The sequence below is a fragment of the Streptomyces sp. NPDC047108 genome, assembly GCF_040643575.1.
Taxonomy (GTDB): Bacteria; Actinomycetota; Actinomycetes; order Streptomycetales; family Streptomycetaceae; genus Streptomyces.
The window spans coordinates 80,957-101,718 of record NZ_JBEYUP010000023.1; the positions used below are offsets into that span (position 1 = coordinate 80,957).

At 73.4% G+C, this 20,762-nt stretch carries 16 protein-coding genes; 13 read left to right on the forward strand and 3 right to left on the reverse strand.

The window, feature by feature from the left end; translation table 11 throughout:
• Positions 1–7: 7 nt before the first annotated feature.
• Together ABZ822_RS29035 and ABZ822_RS29040 are read right to left on the reverse strand one after the other, a co-directional pair.
• Positions 8–1,615, reverse strand: coding sequence for an alpha-amylase family glycosyl hydrolase (locus tag ABZ822_RS29035; RefSeq protein WP_360860687.1), 1,608 nt, complete (start codon positions 1,613–1,615; stop codon positions 8–10).
• Between the two features lie 100 nt (positions 1,616–1,715).
• Positions 1,716–2,843 (reverse strand): galactosyldiacylglycerol synthase, encoded by a 1,128-nt coding sequence (locus ABZ822_RS29040; RefSeq protein ID WP_360860690.1) that lies wholly within the window; start codon positions 2,841–2,843, stop codon positions 1,716–1,718.
• A gap of 199 nt (positions 2,844–3,042) precedes the next feature.
• Here ABZ822_RS29040 and ABZ822_RS29045 point away from each other — a divergent pair, with 199 nt between their 5' ends.
• From ABZ822_RS29045 to ABZ822_RS29080, 8 genes are all read left to right on the forward strand, one after another.
• A complete protein-coding gene (locus tag ABZ822_RS29045) occupies positions 3,043–3,843 on the forward strand; it encodes an SDR family NAD(P)-dependent oxidoreductase (protein WP_360860693.1) in 801 nt (266 codons plus the stop codon).
• Between the two features lie 48 nt (positions 3,844–3,891).
• Complete coding sequence (locus ABZ822_RS29050) at positions 3,892–4,767, forward strand: DMT family transporter (RefSeq protein ID WP_360860696.1); 876 nt, start codon at positions 3,892–3,894, stop codon at positions 4,765–4,767.
• Entirely contained in the window at positions 4,761–5,504 is a 744-nt protein-coding gene (locus ABZ822_RS29055; RefSeq protein ID WP_360860699.1) for a polysaccharide deacetylase family protein, read from the forward strand. Before ABZ822_RS29050 ends, ABZ822_RS29055 begins: the two co-directional genes overlap by 7 nt.
• Before the next feature lie 187 nt (positions 5,505–5,691).
• On the forward strand, positions 5,692–6,870 hold the full coding sequence (locus ABZ822_RS29060; protein ID WP_360860702.1) for an acyl-CoA dehydrogenase family protein: 1,179 nt from the start codon (positions 5,692–5,694) through the stop codon (positions 6,868–6,870).
• A 44-nt stretch (positions 6,871–6,914) separates the two neighbouring features.
• Positions 6,915–7,802 (forward strand): oxygenase MpaB family protein, encoded by an 888-nt coding sequence (locus ABZ822_RS29065; protein ID WP_360860705.1) that lies wholly within the window; start codon positions 6,915–6,917, stop codon positions 7,800–7,802.
• A 22-nt stretch (positions 7,803–7,824) separates the two neighbouring features.
• On the forward strand, positions 7,825–10,536 hold the full coding sequence (locus ABZ822_RS29070; protein WP_360860707.1) for a tetratricopeptide repeat protein: 2,712 nt from the start codon (positions 7,825–7,827) through the stop codon (positions 10,534–10,536).
• A gap of 92 nt (positions 10,537–10,628) precedes the next feature.
• The gene (locus ABZ822_RS29075; RefSeq protein WP_360860710.1) at positions 10,629–12,185 is read left to right on the forward strand and encodes an NAD(P)/FAD-dependent oxidoreductase; all 1,557 of its coding nucleotides are present in this window, start codon (positions 10,629–10,631) and stop codon (positions 12,183–12,185) included.
• A gap of 164 nt (positions 12,186–12,349) precedes the next feature.
• Positions 12,350–12,931, forward strand: coding sequence for a GNAT family N-acetyltransferase (locus ABZ822_RS29080; RefSeq protein ID WP_360860712.1), 582 nt, complete (start codon positions 12,350–12,352; stop codon positions 12,929–12,931).
• A gap of 17 nt (positions 12,932–12,948) precedes the next feature.
• Here the strand turns inward: ABZ822_RS29080 and ABZ822_RS29085 are convergent, their stop codons facing one another.
• A complete protein-coding gene (locus ABZ822_RS29085; protein ID WP_360860714.1) occupies positions 12,949–14,742 on the reverse strand; it encodes a serine hydrolase in 1,794 nt (597 codons plus the stop codon).
• A gap of 112 nt (positions 14,743–14,854) precedes the next feature.
• On the opposite strand from ABZ822_RS29085, the gene ABZ822_RS29090 reads away from it, so the two are divergent.
• The 5 genes from ABZ822_RS29090 to ABZ822_RS29110 all read left to right on the forward strand — a co-directional run bounded on the left by ABZ822_RS29090 (position 14,855) and on the right by ABZ822_RS29110 (position 20,648).
• Positions 14,855–15,955 (forward strand): nitronate monooxygenase family protein, encoded by a 1,101-nt coding sequence (locus tag ABZ822_RS29090; RefSeq protein WP_360860716.1) that lies wholly within the window; start codon positions 14,855–14,857, stop codon positions 15,953–15,955.
• A gap of 98 nt (positions 15,956–16,053) precedes the next feature.
• Positions 16,054–17,604, forward strand: a complete 1,551-nt coding sequence (locus ABZ822_RS29095; RefSeq protein ID WP_360860718.1) for an acyl-CoA synthetase — start codon at positions 16,054–16,056, stop codon at positions 17,602–17,604.
• 104 nt (positions 17,605–17,708) lie between these two features.
• Complete coding sequence (locus ABZ822_RS29100; protein ID WP_360860720.1) at positions 17,709–19,220, forward strand: acyl-CoA synthetase; 1,512 nt, start codon at positions 17,709–17,711, stop codon at positions 19,218–19,220.
• A 213-nt stretch (positions 19,221–19,433) separates the two neighbouring features.
• A complete protein-coding gene (locus tag ABZ822_RS29105; RefSeq protein WP_360860722.1) occupies positions 19,434–19,994 on the forward strand; it encodes a VOC family protein in 561 nt (186 codons plus the stop codon).
• A gap of 105 nt (positions 19,995–20,099) precedes the next feature.
• Complete coding sequence (locus ABZ822_RS29110; RefSeq protein WP_360860724.1) at positions 20,100–20,648, forward strand: type 1 glutamine amidotransferase domain-containing protein; 549 nt, start codon at positions 20,100–20,102, stop codon at positions 20,646–20,648.
• Positions 20,649–20,762 lie beyond the last annotated feature (114 nt).

Here is a 20,762-nt window from a genome sequence, read left to right on the forward strand (position 1 = left end):
CGGTCCGCTACAGCTCGAAGATCCCGTACGAGAAGCCGTCCGCCACGATCTCCGCGCCGCCGGCCGCCGCGGAGCCCCCCGCTTCCTCCCCGCCCCCGACCCGTACCGCGACACCGCGGGCCTCGAGTGCCCGGGTGCCCCGCACCCCGGTCAGGGCGAACCGGGCGGGCTCGCGGCGCGGGTTCACCACCACCAGGTGACGGTCACCGCGCCGGTACACCAGCGGATAGCCGGAGTTGAGGACCTCGGCCGAGCCCCGGCTGCCGAGCGCCGGGACCGAGGAGCGCAGCGCGATCAGCCGCCGTACGCAGTGCAGCAGTGACCCCTCGTCCGCCCGCTGCGCCGCCACGGTCGGCCGGCCCGGGTCGGGGTCGATCGGCAGGTAGAGACCGTCGGCCGGGGCGGAAGAGAAGCCCGCGTTGGGGGAGTCGTCCCACTGCATGGGCGTCCGCGAGCCGGCGCGGTTGTTGGTCGGTTCGAGTGTGGAGCCCTCGGTGTCGGGCAGCCCGGGGACGTACCGCATCCCGATCTCGTCGCCGAAGTACAGCGCGGGCAGGGTGGGCCAGGTGAGCAGGAAGGCGAAGGCGGCGCGGAGCTGTTCCGGTCCCCGCGGGCCGCACGCCAGCCGGTTGAAGTCGTGGTTGGCGGTGGGGAGTACGGAGTGCCCGCCGTCGCCGATGGCCTCCCGCGCCGTACGCCACGCCTGGAGGAACTCGTCCATCGAGCCTCTGCCCTCCGCGTCGAAGTAGCAGGGTCCGTCCTCCCACCCGGCCGAGGACATCCCGCTCCCGTTGTCCCACAGCGAGCGCATCGACCGGCCGACGAAGTGCAGGAAGAAGTCGGCGTGGAAGCCCGCCGGGACCGACCGGTGCGGCTCGCCCCACTCCGAGAGCATCACCGCGTCCGGGTGCGCCCGGTCGATCCAGGCGCGCATCTCGCTCCACAGGCGGCAGGTCTCGGCCAGCCCGGGGTCGTCCTTGACGAGCGAGGCGGCCATGTCGACGCGGAAGCCGGAGACGCCGCGTTCCAGCCAGTACCCCATGATCTCGCGCAGTGCCGCCCGGTTGGCGCGGGGCCCGACGGCGTCGACGGGCTGCCGCCAGGGCTCGGCCGGATCCGTACGGGCGTAGCCGAAGTTGAGGGCGGGCTGGCAGTCGAAGAAGTTCGGCTTGTAGAAGCCGGGCCTGCCGCCGGGGGAGGGGACGAAGCCGTCGGCCCGCCGGTCCGACCAGATGTAGCGGTGGTCGTCCGCGTCCTCGGCCGAGGCCAGGAACCAGGGGTGCCGGTCGGAGGTGTGGCCGGGGACGAGGTCGAGCATGACGCGCAGACCCCGGCGGCGCGCGGCGTCCACGAGCCGGTCCAGGTCGTCGTTCGTGCCGTAGCGGGGGGCCACGGTGAGGTAGTCCGCCACGTCGTAACCGCCGTCACGGAAGGGGGAGACGAAGCACGGGTTGATCCACACCGCGGTGACGCCGAGCCAGGCCAGGTGGTCCAGTCGCTCGGTGACACCGGCGAGGTCACCGATGCCGTCACCGTTCGAGTCGGCGAAGCTCTGCGGATAGATCTGGTAGAGGATCGCGTCGGACAGCCAGGCCGGGGTGGAGCGAGTCGTCATGGCGGGCAGGCTGGCACGCCGCTCCGCGGCTCAGCAAGCGCTTACGGTGACGGGGTGCCTGGTCGGGTGCGAGGCCACCGTGCCCGGCCGGGCGGACCCGTCAGACGGTCCGGCCCGTGTTCCCGGGCGCCGCCGGGGAGGCGGCCAGCTCCGTGATCGGAACGATCGGGTCCGCCGCGAAGGCCGTCCGGCCGCGGGCGATGCTCCGGCTCCGCTCCGGACCGTCCTGGGCGAGCCGCCCGACCTCCGCGAGCAGCTCGCCGGGGTCCGAGGCGTACGCGGAGAGCCCTGCCGCCGTCATCTCCCGTACCCCCTCCGTGCCGTGACCGGGGATGGGCCGGTAGCCGATCACGGGGAGCCCGGCGGCCAGGGCCTGAACGGCGGTCTGCCCTGCCGCGTTGTCGACGAGGACCCGGCAGGCGGACATCAGGCCCGGCATGTCGCGCACCCAGCCCAGCGCCAGCACCCCGTGCAGGGCCGCGGCCCGGTGGCGCAGCCGCTCGTCCCGGCCGCACAGCAGCACGGGCAGGTACGCGTCGTGGGCGAGGGCCTGCGCGGTGGGCCGCAGCCCCGTGCCGACGCCCCACGCACCGGCCGACAGCAGCACCGGGGTGTGGCCGCGGGCGCGGCGCGCGAACGTGGTCCGCCACGGGCCGGACGACGCTCCGCCGCCCACCGCCCCGAACTGCGGGGGCACGACGGGACCCGCCACCGTCGCGGCGCGGCCCGTCGCCTGCCGGGCGGTGGTGGCCGCGGCCTCGGTGAGGCAGAGATGCAGGTCGTTGCCCGGGTGCAGCCATCCCCGGTGGACGGCGAAGTCGATGACGACGACCGCGCTGGGGACGCGGAGGGTTCCGCGCTCCCGCATCCTCCCGGTGATCTGCGCCGCCAGGTGGAACGTGGACACCACGGCATCGGCGCGCCAGCGCCGGACGACCTCCGCCAGGCGGCGTTCGGCGAGGGCGGCCAGGGGCGAACTGCCGGGCCGGGGGCCCGGCCCGGGCGCCAGGAACGTCGCGTAGATCCCCGCGTAGACGCGCGGGGCATGGCGGACGGACGCGCGGTAGAACGAGCGCAGGGCGGGGCCCGTGCCGGGCGGCAGCAGCGCGAGGACGTCCTGCACCAGGACGTCGTGGCCCAGGTCCCGCAGCCGCCGTGCCAGTTCGCGGGCCACCGCGTCGTGGCCCGCGCCCATGCTCGCGCTGAGCACCACGAAACGCCGCTCCATGAGACTCCAGGGGTCGATGCGGGCCGGAACCGGACCGGGGTGCCGGGGCCGGGGCTGGTGTGCCGAAGGGCTGCATCCCGCGCGGGCGGCCGGGCGAATCGAGCCTTTCGGGTGATCGCCCCGGATGCTGTGGAGAGGCGGACCTGCCCGGGAGCCAGGATCCTGGTAGCGAGCTTCTTCAGATTCCGGAGGACCGACGATGCCCCACAGGCCCCGGCGCCGTGTCCCGTTCAGTGCTGAGCGATCCGGCGCCGAGCGACCGGTCGCGCTGATCACGGGTGCTTCCTCAGGGATCGGGGCCGCCGTCGCGGAGCGGCTCGCCGTGGAGGGCGGCTGGCGGCTGCTGCTCAACGGTCGTGACCAGGACCGCCTGGCCGCGGTCGCCAAGCGGACGGACGGTTTCGCGCTGCCCGCGGACGTCGCCGACCCCGCGGGACGCGAACGCCTCGTGGAGGAGGCCCGGGAGCACGCCGGCCGGGTCGACGCTCTGGTCGCCGCCGCGGGCATCGGCTGGGCCGGGCCCTTCACCACGATGCCCGCCGACGCCGTCGACCGGGTCCTGTCGGTGAACCTGTCGGCGGTCGTGCACCTCGTACGGCTCCTCCTGCCGGACATGGCGTCCCGCGGGACGGGCCGGGTGGTGCTGATCGGCTCGATGGCCGGGTGCGTGGGCGTACGGGACGAGGCGGTGTACGCCGCCGCGAAGGGCGGGCTGATCGCGTTCGCCGACAGCCTGCGCTACGAGCTGGGGACGACGGATGTGGGGGTCTCGATGATCATGCCGGGAGCCGTGGACACGCCCTTCTTCACCCGCCGGGGTGTGCCGTACCACCGCACGCGGCCGCGGCCGGTGTCCGCCGCCCAGGTGGCCGACGCCGTTCTGCGGGCCCTGGAGTCCGGACGGGAGGAGGCGTTCGTACCGGCGTGGCTGGGCTGGCCGGCGCGGATGCAGGGTGCTGCCCCGGGCGTGTTCCGTGCGCTGGCGAAACGCTTCGGCTGAGGTGCGGCGCGACGGCCGGGCCGCCGTACAGGGCGCGGGGACCGCGGCGTGACCGCGGCACTGTCGGTCGTCCTGGCGCTGCTGGCCGCGCTCGGCAACGCCGCCGCGTCCGTGCTGCAGCGCCGCGCGGCGGCGGAGGAGAAGCCGCCGCCCTCCGCGCGCCGGGCCGCCTGGCTCGTCGGCCTCCTCCACCGGCCCGTCTGGCTCTGGGGCGTGGCCGCCCTCGTCCTGTCCGGCGTCTGCCAGGCGGGAGCCCTGGCCACCGGGCCGCTGGCCGTGGTGCAGCCCGTCATGACCACCGAACTGCTCTTCACCCTGGTCGTGGGCAGCGCCGTCTTCCACCACCGGCCGGACCGGCGGACCTGGTGGGCGTTCTTCGCGATGGCGGCCGGGCTCGCCGCGTTCATGCGCCTGGCCGAACCGTCCAAGGGCAGCGCGACGGTGCCCGACGGGCGGTGGGTGCCGGTGGCCGCGGGCGTGGTGGTGGTGGTCGCCGTGCTGATGGCGGTGGGGTCGCGACTGCGGTCGGCGCCGCGCGCCACGGTCTTCGGTACGGCGACGGCCATCGGCTTCTCGTGCACCGCGGCGCTGATGAAGGACGCGATCGGGATCCTGGCCGACGGCGGAGTCAAGGACTTCCTGACGGCCTGGCAGACGTACTCGGTGGCCGTGGTGGGGCTCGGCAGCTTCCTGCTGCTCCAGATGACCCTGCGTGCGGGCACGCTGGTGGCCTCCCAGCCCGCCCTCACCCTCGGCGACGCCCTCCTCAGCGTCATCCTCGGCATCGTGCTCTTCGACGAGCACATCGTCCTCGGCGTGCGGATACTGCCGGAAGCGGTGGCTCTCGCCGTGCTCGTCCTGGGCAGTGTCCAGCTCGCCAGGTCGCCGGTGATCTCCGGAGAGAACGAGGAGCAGATGTGGTGACAGCGCGTACCGCGGCCGGTCTGGCCGCCGGCGCGGCCGCGGCCACGGCCGGCTGGCACATCGGCCCCGCGGCCACCTGGATCCCGGCGGTGCGCCGGACGCTGAGCCCGGCGCTCGACGGGCGGGGCGACCCCGGCCATGTGGCGCTCACCTTCGACGACGGGCCGGACCCGCACAGCACGCCGCGGTTCCTGCGCGAGCTGGACCGCCTGTCCGTCCGGGCCACGTTCTTCGTCCTCGGCGCGGAGCTCCGGCGGTACCCCGAGCTCGGCCGGCGCATGGTGGCGGAGGGCCATGAACTCGCCGTCCACGGTTGGCGGCACGAGTGGCCCTGGTACCCCCGGCTCGGGCGCGATCTGCGGGAGCTGCCGCGGGCGGCGGACACCGTCCTGCAGGTCGGCGGCGAGCGGCCCCTCTGGTACCGGCCGCCGTACGGCATCCTCACCGGGGGCCGCTGGGCCGCTGCCCGTCGCGCCGGGCTGCGGCCCGTGCTCTGGTCCGCCTGGGGGCGCGACTGGACGGCGGAGGCCACTCCCGCCGGTGTCCTGTCCGAGGTGACGGGGAGCCTGCGGGGCGGGGTGACGGTCCTGCTGCACGACTCGGACCGGGTGAGCGCGCCCGACTCGTGGCGGGCCGCGCTCGGGGCGCTGCCGCTGCTGGTCGCGGTCTGCCGTGAGCGGGGGATGCGGGTCGGGCCGCTGGGCGAACACGGCCTCCAGGCGCACCGGGCGGCGTAGCCCCGCGCGCCTTCCCACCACCGCTTCCGCGGCAACTCCCGCACACCGTACGGATCTTCGGCCAGACATCGTACGGATCTCCGGCGGCGCTCCGCCGGCACCTGTCCCTTCCGGATTAGTGGAACGAGTTCTACTCTGTGCGCCGCCGCAGGGACAGCGAAGGACAGCGAGACTCCCAGGAGGGGCCGTGCACCTCGAATACACGCCCGAGCAGCAGCAGTTGCGCGCCGAGCTGCGCGCCTACTTCGCCGAGCTGGTGCCGGAGAACGCCTACGCCCGCTACGCCGACCCCGCCGACCAGAAGCGGTTCTACCGGAAGATCATCCGCCGTCTCGGCGCCGACGGCCGGCTCGGCGTCGGATGGCCCACCGAGTACGGGGGCCGCGGCATGACGCCCATGGAGCAGTTCATCTTCTTCGACGAGGCCGCCCAGGCGGGCGTACCGCTGCCGTTGATGGCACTGAACACCGTCGGACCCACCATCATGCAGTTCGGCACCGATGAGCAGAAGGCGTACTTCCTGCCCCGCATCCTCTCCGGCGAGATCGACTTCGCCATCGGCTACAGCGAGCCCGACGCCGGCACCGACCTCGCCTCCCTCAAGACCCGGGCCGTGCGGGACGGGGACACCTACGTCGTCAACGGCCAGAAGATCTGGACCACCAACGGCGACACCGCGGACTGGGTCTGGCTCGCCGTCCGCACCGACCCCGAAGCGCCGCCCCACAAGGGCATCTCGATCCTGCTCGTGCCGACGACCGAACCCGGCTACACCTGCACCCGCATCAACACCCTCGCCTCCCACGACACCACCGCCAGCTACTACGAGGACATCCGCGTCCCCGTGAGCCGGCGCGTCGGCGAGGAGAACAAGGGCTGGCGGCTCATCACCACCCAGCTCAACCACGAGCGCGTCACCCTCGCCGCCCACGGCACGATGGCCGTCCGCGCCCTGCACAACGTCCAGCGCTGGGCTTCCGACACCAAGCTCGCCGACGGGCGCCGCGTCATCGACCTCGGCTGGGTCCGCGGCCGTCTCGCCCGGACCTACGCCCGGCTCGACGCGATGAAGCTGCTCAACTGGCAGATGGTGGACGCCCTCCAGCGCGGCGCGCTCACCCCGCAGGACGCCTCGGCCGTCAAGGTCTACGGCTCCGAGGCGCGCCGGGACGCGTACGCCTGGCTGATGGAGATCGTCGGCGCGGCCGCCCCGCTGAAGGAGGGCTCCGCGGGTGCGGTGCTCCACGGCGAGCTGGAACGCGGCTACCGCAGCGCCGTGATCTTCACCTTCGGCGGCGGCAACAACGAGATCCAGCGCGAGATCATCTCCTGGATCGGTCTCGGCATGCCCCGGGTGCGCCGCTGACCGCCCGGAGGGGCCAACTAGCCTGTGCGCCCGGAGGTGAGGCGATGCGCGACGCCGACCCGGGCCTGTTCGGCCCCGAATCGGTCACCTGGCAGATGCACGGCGACCCCGTGATGTGGATCGCCGGGGTGCGCGCGCTGTACCTCCAGGCGCTGCACCCGCGCGCCGTCCGCGGCGTCACCCAGAACTCCGATTTCCGGAAGGACGCCTGGGGCCGGCTGCTGCGCACGGCGAACTTCGTCGGCATCGTCACCTACGGCACGACCGCGGCCGCCGAGAGGGCCGGTGCCCGGGTCCGCGCCATCCACCGGCACCTCTCGGCGACCGACCCGGACACCGGCGAACGCTACGGCGTGGACGAGCCGGAGCTGCTGCTGTGGGTGCACTGCGCGGAGATCGACTCCTACCTCCAGGTGGCCCGCCGCGCGGGCATCCCGCTCACCGGCCGCCAGGCGGACGCCTATGTGCACGAGCAGCGGGAGGCGGCCCGTCTGGTGGGCCTCGACCCGGAGACGGTGCCCGGCGACACGGCGAGCATGGCGGCGTACTTCGCTTCGGTGCGGCCGGAACTCGAGGCGGGCCCGGAGGCGTACGACGTGGACGCCTTCCTGCGCCGTCCGCCCGTCAGGCCGCTGCTCGTGCCCGCGCGCGAGGTTGTATGGGGGCGCGTCGCGGGACTCGCGTACGCCGCTCTGCCGCCGTACGCCCACCGCCTCTACGGCCGCTCCGCGCCGCCGCCCACGACCGTCACCAGGCGGTTGCGGGCCGCTCGCCGCATCCTGCGCACCGTCCCCGACGAGCTGCGCTGGCGGCTTCCGCCGCGCCACGTCCTGCGCGCGATGGACCGCCTCGGGCCCTGTGCCCGCCCGTCGCCTTACAGGCTCCGCGAGCGGGCAGCCATACTGGACGAACCGGGAGGCGGGCCGAATTGACCGACGGGGGCGACAGCGGACGATGGGGGAATCCAGTCTGATCAACGGCCGCTACCGGCTGCTGGACCTGATCGGGCGCGGAGGCATGGGCGAGGTCTGGCGCGCTGTCGACGAGGCTCTCGGCCGCCGCGTGGCCGTCAAGTGCCTCAAGCCGGTGGGCCGCCAGCACGACCAGCCCGCCGTACGGGCGCTGCGGGAGCGGTTCCGGCGGGAGGCGCGGGTCGCCGCCGCGCTCCAGCACCGCGGGATCACCGTGGTCCACGACTTCGGCGAGCACGACGGCGTGCTCTATCTGGTGATGGAGCTGCTGGAGGGCCGCAATCTCAGCCAGCTCCTGCGGGACAACGCGCGCAAGCCGCTGCCCGTCGCCGATGTCGTGGACGCCGCCGAGCAGATCGCCGCCGCCCTCGCGTACACCCACCGCCAGGGCATCGTCCATCGCGACCTCAAGCCCGCCAACATCATGCGGCTGGCCGACGGCACGGTGAAGATCTGCGACTTCGGCATCGCGCGTCTCGGCCATGACATCGGCTTCACCGCCCGCCTGACCGGCACCGGCATCGCCATGGGCACCCCGCACTACATGTCGCCCGAGCAGATCGGCGACGGTGGCGTCGACCACCGCAGCGACCTCTACTCGCTGGGCTGCGTCCTGTACGAGATCGCCACCGGCGCACCGCCGTTCGACCTCGGTGACGCCTGGGCCATCCTCATCGGGCACCGCGACACCCCGGCCGAGCCGCCCCGTACGCACCGGCCCGAACTCCCCGAGTTCCTGGAGCGGGTGGTGCTCGACCTGCTGGCCAAGGATCCGGAGGACCGCCCGCGGGACGCCGAGGAGATCGCCGTACGGATCGCGTCGGCCCGCGACGCCGCGCGGTTCGCCGGCGCGGGGCCGGGCGCGGCGGGGCGGGCCGCGGACGACGGGACCTGGCCGTACGGCGGTGGCGGACCGGCCGGGGCGATGTGGCCCCCGGCGCCGGGGACACAGGGGGCGGCGGAGGACGCGGCGGCCGCGCCGGACGGCATCGTTCCGGCTGCCGGCGCCGCGCCCCGTACGGCGGATGCGGCTGCTCACGGCGCGGCGGCCCACGGCATGAGCGGCCACGGCTCGGGAGCGGCGCGACACCACGGCACAGCGCCCCACGGCACAGCGCCCCACGGCGCTCCGGCTCATGGCGTCCCGGCTCATGGCACCACCCCGCATGCTTCCCGCACCGCCGCCGCGCACGGCACCGCCGCCGCGCACGGCACGGCCTCGGCGCACGGTACGGCCTCCGCGCTCGGTCCTGGCGGCGCGCCCCGGAGCGCCGCTCACGCGCCCGGCGCGGCGAACGGCCCCGAGGCCGCCGGAGCCCCCCGCACCGAGTCGCCGACGCTGCGCGTCGCCCGCGCCGCCGCCGCGCACGGACTGCCCGGCTGGGCGCGTTCCATGACCACCGGATCCCGGGCGCACTCCCACCCGTCCGCGTCCGGCGCGCCACCCGACCCGGTGGCCGCCGCGCTCACCGGCGAGTGGATCGCCCGCCCCGACCCGTACCGGCCTCTGGCGCCCTCGCCGGTCGAGGACCGCCCCACTCCGCCGCCGGCCGAACTGCTCTCCTCCTTCGCCAAGCGCCACAACGCCGGGCTCAGCCTCGGGCGCCTGGGCCGCTGGGCCGAGGCGGGCGAGGTGCACCGCTCGGTCGCGGCGGAGCGCGAGCACGCCCTCGGCCCCGACCATCCGGACACGCTCGCCAGCCGCTACGAAGTCGGCTTCACCCTCGCCAGGCTCGGCCGCGCGGCCGACGCGCTCCGTGAGTTCGGCCGGGTCGCCGAGGGGCGCGAGCGCGTGCTCGGACCCGAGCACGCCGACACCCTCGCCGCCCGCCAGGAGACCGCGTACGTCCTCGGGCTGCTCGACCGCCACTTCGAGGCCAACGCGGTCTACACCGCCGTCCTCGCCGTGCGCGAGCGGACCATGGGCGCCGACCACCCCGACACCCTCCGCTGCCGCCACAACCTCGCCTTCAACCTCGGCCGGCTCGGACGCCTGGAGGACTCGTACGCGATGGCGCGCGACGTGGCCGCCGACCGCGCCCGCGTCCTCGGCGAGACCCATCCCGACACCCTCGTCACCCGGTGCGAAGTCGCCTACGCACTCGGCCTGCTGGGCCGGTGGCAGGAGGCCCTGGACACCTACCGCGAGGTCGCCGCGGCGCGGCGCGAGGCCCTGGGCCCCGACCACGCCGACACCCTCGCCGCCCGCTACGAGGTAGGGATCAGCCTCGGGCGGCTCGGCCGCGGTGAGGAAGCACTCGTCCTCTGCCGCGAGTTGGTCGAGGACCGCACACGTGCACACGGCGCGACCGATCCCGAGACGCTGCGTGCCCGTCACGTCCTCGGGGTCAACCTCGGGCGCCTGGAGCGCTGGGAGGAGGCCGTCGCCGAGGCCCGGGCGGTGGGCGAGATCCGCGGGGACGTCCTCGGCGCGGACCATCCGGACACCCTCGCCAGCCGCCGCGAGGTAGCCGTCGGGCTCGGCCGGCTGGGCCGCTGGCCGGAGGCCCTGACCGTCTACAGCGAGGTGGCCGCGGCCCGTGAGCGGGTCCTCGGAGCGGACCACCCCGACGCCCTGACCAGCCGCAACGACGAGGCCCACTGCCTGGAGCAGCTCGGCCGTTCCAAGGAGGCCGAGGCGATACTCCGGCGCGTCGCCGACCTCCGCGGACAGCGCCCCACGCGCGGCCGCTGACCGTACGCCGCGGCTCCCCGCCCCGTCCGCCGGCATGCCCCTGCACCGCAGGCGCCGCTGCGCAGGAGGCCGGGACCGTGTTACGAAGAGGCATGCCTGCCAAGGAGACCTACGACGCAGTGATCATCGGCGGTGGCCACAACGGCCTCACCGCCGCCGCCTACCTCGCCCGCGCCGGGCGCAGCGTGCTCGTGCTCGAGCGGCTGGACCGGACCGGCGGCGCCGCCGTGTCCACGCGCCCCTTCGCAGGGGTCGACGCCCGGCTGTCCCGCTACTCCTACCTGGTCAGCCTGTTGCCGCAGAAGATCGTGCGGGATCTGGACCTCAGCTTCACGGTCGCCGAACGGACCGTCTCCTCCTACACCCCCGCCGTACGCGACGGCCGCGCGACCGGGCTGCTGGTGGACAGCGGCAGCACGACGCGTACCCGCGAGGCGTTCACCCGGCTCACGGGGTCCGACCGGGACTTCCGCGCCTGGCAGGACTTCTACGGCATGACCCTGCGGCTCGCCGAACAGGTCTTCCCCACGCTCACCGAACCGCTGCCGGACCGTGAGGAGCTGCGCCGCCGCATCGGGGACGACGCGGCCTGGCAGGCGCTGTTCGAGCAGCCGATCGGCGTCGCGCTGGAGGAGACGTTCGAGGACGACCTGGTCCGCGGCGTCGTCCTGACCGACGCGCTGATCGGCACATTCGCCGACGCGCACGACGAGAGCCTGCGGCAGAACCGCTGCTTCCTCTACCACGTGATCGGTGGCGGAACCGGTGACTGGAACGTCCCGGTGGGCGGCATGGGCGCGCTCACGGATGCCCTCGCGGGTGCCGCCCGGTCGGCGGGCGCCGAGATCGTCACCGGCCACGAGGCCACGGCGATCGCCACCGACGGCGGCAGCGCCGAGGTCACGTACCGCACCGCCGACGGCGAGGGGACGGTGGCCGCCCGGCACGTCCTGGTGGGCGCCGCCCCGCACGCCCTGGCCGGGCTGCTCGGCGAGGAGGCGAGCGCGCCGAAGCCCGAGGGCGCCCAACTGAAGGTGAACATGCTGCTGAAGCGGCTGCCGCGGCTGCGTGACCGCGATGTCGACCCGCGCGACGCCTTCTCCGGCACCTTCCACATCGCCGAGGGATACGGGCAGTTGGCGGCGGCGTACGCGCAGGCCGCCGCCGGTGAGCTGCCGTCCGCCCCGCCGTCGGAGATCTACTGCCACTCGCTGTCCGACCCGTCGATCCTCGGCCAGGAGCTGGTCGCCGAGGGGTATCAGACGCTGACGCTCTTCGGGCTGCACACGCCCGCCCGGCTCTTCGAGCGCGACAACGACGCCGTACGGGAGGAGCTGCTGAAGTCCACGCTCGCCCAGCTCGACGCCTGCCTCGACGAGCCCGTCTCGGACTGCCTGGCGACGGACGCCGACGGCAGGCCCTGCATCGAGGCGAAGACCCCGCTGGACCTGGAACGCGACCTCGGGCTGCCCGGCGGCAACATCTTCCACCGTGACCTCGCCTTCCCGTACGCGACCGAGGGCACGGGCCGTTGGGGCGTGGAGACCGCGCACCCGAACGTCCTGGTGTGCGGCGCGGGCGCGGTCCGCGGCGGCGGCGTCAGCGGCATCCCGGGGCACAACGCGGCCATGGCGGTGCTGGGGAAGTAGCGGCGCAGTACGCGGGTGGGCGGTCCCGTGCGGGGTCGCCCACCGGCCGCACCACCCCGGGCGCCACGGAGACCCGCACCACCCCGGGCGCCACGGAACCCGCACCACCCCGGGCTCCACGGAAACGGTTGGCGAGGACAGCACGGCCGCGGGAGACTCCGGGCGTGGAGCAACGGATCACGGCAGCCCGGGGGCTGTGGCTGCGGCGCTGGACGGACGGGGACGCCGGGCCGGTGCTCACCGCGTTCAGCGACCCGTCGATGCGGTGGCAGAGCAGTGCGCCCGTGTCGACGCCGGACGCCGCGGCGCGATGGATCGCCGACCGGAACGAGCAGTGGGCCTCGGGCTCCGCGTTCTCCTTCGCCGTGACCGACGACACCGACACGGTGCTCGGCCAGGTCGCCGTCGGCGCGGTGAACCGGCAGCACCGCACCGGATGGGTCTCCTACTGGACGACGGAACAGGCCCGCGGCCGGGGCGTCGCGTCACAGGCCTGCCGCTCGCTCGCCCGGTGGGTGTTCGCCGAAGCCGCGCTGTTCCGGCTGGAGTTGGGCCATCGGACCAACAACCCGGCCTCCTGCCGGGTCGCCGTGGCGGCCGGGTTCGCCGTGGAGGGAACCGAGCGCCGCAAGCTCGAGTACGACGGTGTCCGCTACGACGTCGAGCGCCACGCTCGGCTCGCCACCGATGAGGAACCGGCGCCGCTCCCGCCCGTACGGGCCCCGCAGCGCCCCGCGCCGCTCTGATGCGGGCGGCCCCGGGGTCAGTTCCCTTCCGCGGACCAGCCCGCGAGAGCGATCCGCGAGGCGTCCGCGGGCCGTGCGTCGTCGAAGAGCGTGCGGTCCCCGTCCTCGACCCGAATGCCGTCCGCGTACACGCCCCGGCCCACGTACTGCGCATCGGTCGCGTACCGCCAGCGCAGGGTCACGGGCTTTCCGCGCCAGGCGGACAGATCGGCCCGCGCCCGGTGCCAGACGCGGCCGGACCAGCCGGTGACCGCGCCGTCCGGGTGCTGCACGGGCGAGCCGCCCGGAGCTGCTGTGCTGAACGGCACGCGCCCCCAGCTCTCCCCGCCGTCCGAGGACGCCTCCAGGAACAGCTGGTCGGCCGAGGGCTCGGTGTCCCACCACAGTGAGAACCGCAGCCGTGCGCTCGCGCGCGTGACCGTGACGGACGGCAACGCGAGCGTGGCCGAGCGGCCCGTCGCCATCCCTGAGAACCACGCGGTCCGCCCGTGGGCCGGGCGTACGGGCACGGCGCGCGCCATGCTGTTCGCCGCGGCCATGCGCGGCGCGCTGCCCGAGCGCCAGGTGCGGCACGGGTGGACGGAGTTGGAGAGCAGTACGAGGAAGGAGTCGGTGCTCGGGTCCAGGACGATCGAGGTGCCGGTGAACCCGGTGTGCCCGGCCGTACGCGGGGTGGCCATCGCGCCCATGTACCAGTGCTGGTAGAGCTCGAAGCCGAGCCCGTGCTCGTCACCGGGAAAGGCGGTGTTGAAGTCGGTGAACATCAGCTCCACCGACTCGGGCTCGAGGATCCGCGCGTGGCCGTACGCGCCGCCGTTCAGCAGGGTGCGGCACAGCACGGCGAGATCCCATGCGCAGGAGAAGACGCCCGCGTGCCCGGCGACCCCGCCGAAGGACCAGGCGTTCTCGTCGTGCACCTCGCCCCACACCAGGCCCCGGTCCAGCCGCGCCCACGGCTTGCGCTGGTCCTCGGTGGCGGCGATCCGCGGCTTCCAGGAGGCGGGCGGGTTGTAGCGGGTCGAGGTCATGCCGAGCGGGCGGGTGATGTCCTCGCGCAGCAGGACGTCCAGCGGGCGGCCGGTGATCCGCTCCAGCACGAACTGGAGCGAGATCAGATTGAGGTCCGAGTAGAGGTACTTGGTGCCGGGAGGATTGACGGGCGCCTCGTTCCACAGCAGCCGCAGCTTCCCCTCCCAGGTCGGCTGCGCGTAGAACGGCAGATCCGGACGGAAGCCCGAGGTGTGGGTGAGGAGCTGGCGGATCGTGATGTCCTGCTTGCCCGCGGCGCCGAACTCGGGGAGGTACGAGGCGACGGTGGCCTCCAGCTTCAGCTCCCCGCGCTCGATCTGCTGGACGGCCAGGACCGAGGTGAAGAGCTTGGAGACGGAGGCGAGGTCGAAGACGGTGTCGGGGGCCATCGCGACCCGCTCACCGGCGGGGAGCTCCACCCCGGTGTCGGTGGCCTCGTCGTACCGGGAGTACCGCAGGGCGTGTCCGATGGCCTCCTCCAGCGCCACGGTGCCACCGCGCCCCGCGAGGACCGTCGCCCCCGCGTAGTAGGGGTACTTCGGCGACGGGCCCAGATACGCGCGGGCGTCGGTGACCAGCCGGCGGAGGTGCTGTTCCAGGAGCCCGGCACGGGCGGGGCTGCCGCGGCGGAGGGTGGTGTGCGTACGGGATCGGGTGTCCGGCGCGGAGGCGGCGGGCGCGGGCGGGGAGGCCAGGACGAACGCTCCGCCGAGCGTCAGGACGCCGGCTCCGAACTGCCGCCGATTCACAGGACCTCCTGAAAGTATCTTTCGATCCGCCATGTGACGTCGAAACTTTCTTCCCGTGCCGGGGTCCTGTCAAGGAGCGCAACGAATCTGACGCAGCATCAGAAAATCTCTTCCCTCGTCCGGCCCGCTGCGGCATCCTGCGCCCATGGAGACGGAGCTGAGCAGGAAACTGGGTGCCGAGCACGCCATCTTCGGGTTCACACCGTTCCCCGCCGTGGCCGCGGCCCTCACCCGCGCGGGCGGCTTCGGCGTCCTCGGCGCCGTCCGCTACGGCGCGCCCGGTGATCTCGCCCGCGACCTCGACTGGATGCAGGACCACACCGACGGCCGGCCGTACGGGCTGGACGTCGTCATGCCGGCCCGCAAGGTCGAGGGGGTGACCGAGGCGGACGTCGAGGCGATGATCCCCGAGGGGCACCGCGCCTACGTCCAGGACCTCCTCACCAAGCACGGCGTCCCCGAACTCGCGGACGGCGAGACCTCCGGGTGGCGCATCACCGGCTGGATGGAGCAGGTCGCCCGCTCCCAGCTCGACGTGGCCTTCGACTATCCGATACGCCTCCTCGCCAACGCCCTCGGCTCACCGCCCGACGACGTCATCGCGCGCGCCCACGACCACGACGTCCTCGTCGCCGCGCTCGCGGGCAGCGCCAAGCACGCGCGGCGCCATGCCGAGGCGGGGATCGACATCGTCGTCGCGCAGGGCTACGAGGCGGGCGGCCACACCGGCGAGATCGCCTCCATGGTGCTCGTCCCCGAGGTCGTCCGCGCCGTCGATCCGCTGCCCGTCCTCGCCGCGGGCGGCATCGGCAGCGGCGAACAGATCGCCGCCGGGCTCGCCCTCGGCGCGCAGGGCGTCTGGCTCGGCTCCCTCTGGCTCACCACCGAGGAGGCCGATCTCCACTCACCGGCGCTCACCCGGAAGCTGCTCGAGGCCGGTTCCGGCGACACCGTCCGTTCGCGGGCGCTCACCGGCAAGCCCGCGCGCCAGCTGCGCACGGAGTGGACGGACGCCTGGGACGACCCGGCCGGGCCCGGGACGCTGCCGATGCCGCTCCAGGGCCTCCTGGTCGCCGAGGCCGTCTCCCGGATCCAGAAGTACGAGGTGGAGCCACTGCTCGGCACGCCCGTCGGCCAGATCGTCGGGTCGATGACTTCCGAGCGCAGCGTGCAGGCCGTCGTCGACGACCTCACGCGGGGCTTCGAGCGGGCCGTCGACCGGATCAACCGCCTGGCCGGGCGCTGACTCCGACATCGCGTCAGTCCGAGAGGTGCCGTTCAGCCCGGCCTTCAGATCGCCCTTGTCGCTCAGCCACCGGTCCTCCCCGGAAGGAGACCCGAGCCATGTCGGAAGCCCTCAACGGATTCTGGGCCCAGGCGGCCCAGGACCCGGACCGTACGGTCCTCGTCGCCCCCGACGGCGAGGAGTGGACCGCGGGCCGGCTGCACGCCGCGTGCAACCGGCTGGTGCGCGGGCTGCGCGCGGCCGGGCTCCGCAGGGGTGACGCCTTCGCCGTCGTCCTCCCCAACGGCGTGGAGTTCTTCACCGCCTACCTCGCCGCCTCCCAGGCCGGGTTCTATCTGGTCCCGGTCAACCACCACCTCGTCGGCCCCGAGATCGCCTGGATCGTCGCCGACTCCGGGGCCAAGGTGCTGATCGCCCACGAGCGGTTCGGCGAACAGGCGAGGAGGGCGGCCGACGAGGCCGGTCTGCTCCCCGAGCAGCGCTACGCGGTCGGCGCCGTCGAAGGCTTCCGGCCGTACGCCTATCTCCTCGCCGGGCGTCCCACGACGCCGCCGGACGAGCGCACCCTCGGCTGGGTCATGAACTACACCTCCGGCACCACGGGCCGGCCGCGCGGCATCCGGAGGCCGCTCCAGGGCAAGCCGCCGGAGGAGACCTATCTGGGGGGCTTCCTGGCCATCTTCGGCATACGGCCCTTCGACGGCAACGTCCATCTGGTCTGCTCGCCGCTTTACCACACCGCCGTGCTCCAGTTCGCCGGTGCGTCCCTGCACATCGGCCACCGGGTCGTGCTGATGGACAAGTGGACGCCGGAGGAGATGCTGCTGCTGATGGACCGTCACCGCTGCACGCACACCCACATGGTGCCGACGCAGTTCCACCGGCTCCTCGCCCTGCCCGACGAGGTCAAGGACCGGTACGACGTCTCGGCCATGCGGCACGCCATCCACGGCGCCGCCCCGTGCCCCGACCACGTCAAGCGCGCCATGATCGAGTGGTGGGGCCACTGCGTGGAGGAGTACTACGCGGCCAGCGAGGGCGGCGGCGCCTTCGCGACCGCCGAGGACTGGCTGAAGAAACCGGGAACCGTCGGCAAGGCGTGGCCGATCAGCGAACTCGCCGTCTTCGACGACGACGGCAACCGTCTGCCGCCCGGTGAACTCGGCACCGTCTACCTGAAGATGAGCACCGGCGGCTTCAGCTACCACAAGGACCAGGACAAGACGAGGAAGAACCGCATCGGCGACTTCTTCACCGTCGGCGACCTCGGGTTCCTGGACGAGGACGGCTACCTCTACCTCCGCGACCGCAAGATCGACATGATCATCTCGGGCGGGGTCAACATCTACCCGGCGGAGATCGAATCCGTCCTCCTCACCCACCCCGCCGTCGCCGACGCCGCCGCCTTCGGCATCCCGCACGACGACTGGGGCGAGGAGGTCAAGGCGGTCGTCGAACTCGGAGAGGGACACACTCCGGGGCCCCCGATCGAGGAGGACATCCTCGCCCACTGCGCGGAACGGCTCGCCGGCTTCAAGCGCCCCCGCTCCGTGGACTTCACCGAGGCCATGCCCCGCGACCCCAACGGCAAGCTCTACAAGCGGCGGCTGCGCGCGCCGTACTGGGAGGGCCGCGAACGCGCCGTATGACGCACCGTCACCATGGCGGCGGGCGACCGGCCATGGTGGATCCCTCGTCGCGCACGCCCGCCCGCCGCCTTGACCCGGGCCGTGCGGACGAACAGGATCACGCCATGACGGGTGCACGGAGCAGCACGGTGGACGGCGTTCTGCGGCGCAGCGCACGGCGGGTGCCCGAACGCACCGCCGTACGGTACGGCCCGCGCGCCTGGACGTACGGCGAACTCGACGCGGCCGTCTCCGCGGCGGCCACCGTCCTGCGCGACCAGGGACTCCGGCCCGGCGACCGCGTCGCCTCGTACGGGCACAACTCCGACGCCTACCTGATCGGCTTCCTCGGCTGCGCCCGCGCGGGGCTGGTGCACGTGCCCGTCAACCACCACCTCACGGGTGAGGATCTGCTCTACATCCTTGAGCAGTCCGGGAGTTCGCTGGTGCTCGCCGACCCCGGGATGCGCGGCGAGGTCCCGGAGCCGTTCGCGGTGCTGCCGCTGCGCGACACCGGCGACTCGCTCCTCGCACGGCTGAACGGCGCCGATCCGTACGACCCGTACGAGCAGGACGCCGATCCGGCGGCCGAGCAACTCGCCCAGCTCCTCTACACATCGGGCACCACCGCACTGCCCAAGGGCGCGATGATGACGCACCGCGCGCTGGTCCACGAGTACGTCAGCGCCATCACCGCCCTCGACCTGAAGGAGACGGACCGCCCGGTCCATGCCCTTCCGCTGTACCACTCGGCGCAGATGCATGTGTTCCTGCTGCCTTGCCTCGCGGTCGGGGCGGAGAACACGATCCTCGACGCCCCCGACGCGGACCGGGTCTTCGATCTCGTGGAGGCCGGACGCGCGGACAGCCTCTTCGCCCCGCCCACCGTGTGGATCGGTCTGTCCAACCATCCGGGCTTCGCCGACCGCGATCTGACGGCGCTGCGCAAGGCGTACTACGGCGCCTCCATCATGCCCGTACCCGTGCTGGAACGGCTCCGCGGCCGCCTTCCCGGCCTGGCGTTCTACAACTGCTTCGGCCAGAGCGAGATCGGCCCGCTCGCGACCGTCCTCGGCCCGGACGAGCACGAGGGGCGCATGGACTCCTGCGGGCGGCCCGTGCTCTTCGTGGAGGCGCGCGTCGTCGACGAAGCCGGCCAGGAGGTGCCCGACGGCACGCAGGGTGAGGTCGTCTACCGCTCGCCGCAGCTCTGCGAGGGCTACTGGGGCAAGCCGGAGGAGACGGAAGAGGCGTTCCGGGGCGGCTGGTTCCACTCCGGCGACCTCGTCGTACGGGACGCCGAGGGGTACTTCACCGTCGTCGACCGCGTGAAGGACGTGATCAACTCCGGTGGCGTGCTGGTCGCTTCGCGCCAGGTGGAGGACGTGCTGTACGAGCACCCCGCGGTCGCCGAGGTGGCCGTGATCGGGCTCGCGGACGAGCGGTGGATCGAGTCGGTCACGGCCGTCGTCGTCCCCCGCGGCGAGGTCGATCCGCAGGACCTGCTCGCCCACGCGCGGGAGCGGCTCGCGCACTTCAAGGCACCCAAGCAGGTCTTCCTGGTCGAGGAGCTGCCGCGGAACGCGAGCGGAAAGATTCTCAAGCGCGAGCTGCGGGACCGGTTCACCGCCTCCTGAGCGGGCCCTCCTGCCGTGCCCCCTGCTTCCCCGGCGGCTGACCTGCGCGTCTGCCGTCGTGACGCCGACTGGGACGCCCGCCGTCCCACGGCCGGCCGCACTCTTTCCGCCCGCCCGGCGCGGTTCCCCGCCGGAAGGCCCTCTCGCCGTTTCCGCGGAGATCGCGGAGGATAATGGTTGAGGATGCAATCACCGTTCAGGAGGTGTGCAGGAATGCCCCAGCCCGAGGGAGCCGCACTGGAGGCCGTACGAGCGCATCGTGAGGAGCTTCGGGCCCGGTATCTCCGCGAGGGGCCGGAGCGGGGGGAGACCCCGGCCCGCGGCGTCCACCACGTCGCCTTCATCTGCCGCGACGTCGAGGAGACCATCCGCTTCCACCAGGAGTTCCTCGGGTTCCCGCTCGTCGAGATCGTGGAGAACCGCGACTACCGCGGCTCCACACACTTCTTCTTCGACATCGGACACGGCAATCTGCTCGGATTCTTCGACTTCCCCGGCCACGACCACCCGCCGTTCGCCGAGACCGTCGGCGGGATCCAGCATCTGGCCATCTCCGTGGGTGACGAGCAGTTCGACGCCGCGCGCCGCGCCCTGGACGGGGCGAGCATCCCGTACGCGGGACCGGACCGGGGCGTGGAGGACAGCCTGTATCTGCACGACCCGAACGGCGTGCCCATCGAGCTCTACCGGGAGCGGCTCGGTGTCTTCGAGGGCACCGCGATCCTGGGCGAGGACCTCGGGCGCCTCGAGGCGTCACCCGGGGCGCGTGCCTGACCGCACACCGTGTCCTCTCGGCCGTCGGCCCGTTTCGTCCTCCTTGTGCCGGGCAGTCGAGCGGTGCAGGACGGCACAGCCGATGGCCGAGAGGACGTGAAGATCGTGAAGGTAGCCTTCCTCGTGGCCCCCGAGGGCGTCGAGCAGGTGGAGCTGACCGATCCGTGGCAGGCCGTACGCGACGCGGGTGGCACGCCGGAACTCGTCTCCACCAAGTCCGGCAGGATCCAGGCGTTCGACCACCTCGACAAGGCCGACACCTTCCCCGTGGACACGACCGTTACCGACACGTCGGTGGACGCGTACGCCGGACTCGTGCTGCCCGGGGGCGTGGCCAACCCCGACTTCCTGCGGATGGACGGCAGGGCCGTGGCCTTCGTCAAGAGCTTCTTCGACGCGGGCAGGCCCGTGGCCGCGATCTGCCACGCACCGTGGACGCTCGTCGAGGCGGACGTGCTGCGCGGCCGCACCCTGACCTCGTGGCCGAGCCTGGAGACCGACATCCGCAACGCGGGCGGCATGTGGGTCGACGAACAGGTGCACCTCTGCCGCGAGGGCCCCAACACCCTGATCACCAGCCGGAAGCCGGCCGATCTCAAGGCGTTCGTCGACGCCGTGGTGACGGAGTTCCCGGTGACCGCCGGGCAGGGCTGACGGCCGAGTCGGGCCGCCTCCCCCGTTATGTTTTCCGCGGTCCTGCAAGAGGACCGTTGGCCTCCGGGCCCGGCATGACTGTTCCCCCTGTCGAACGGATGACCTGGGGGGTGG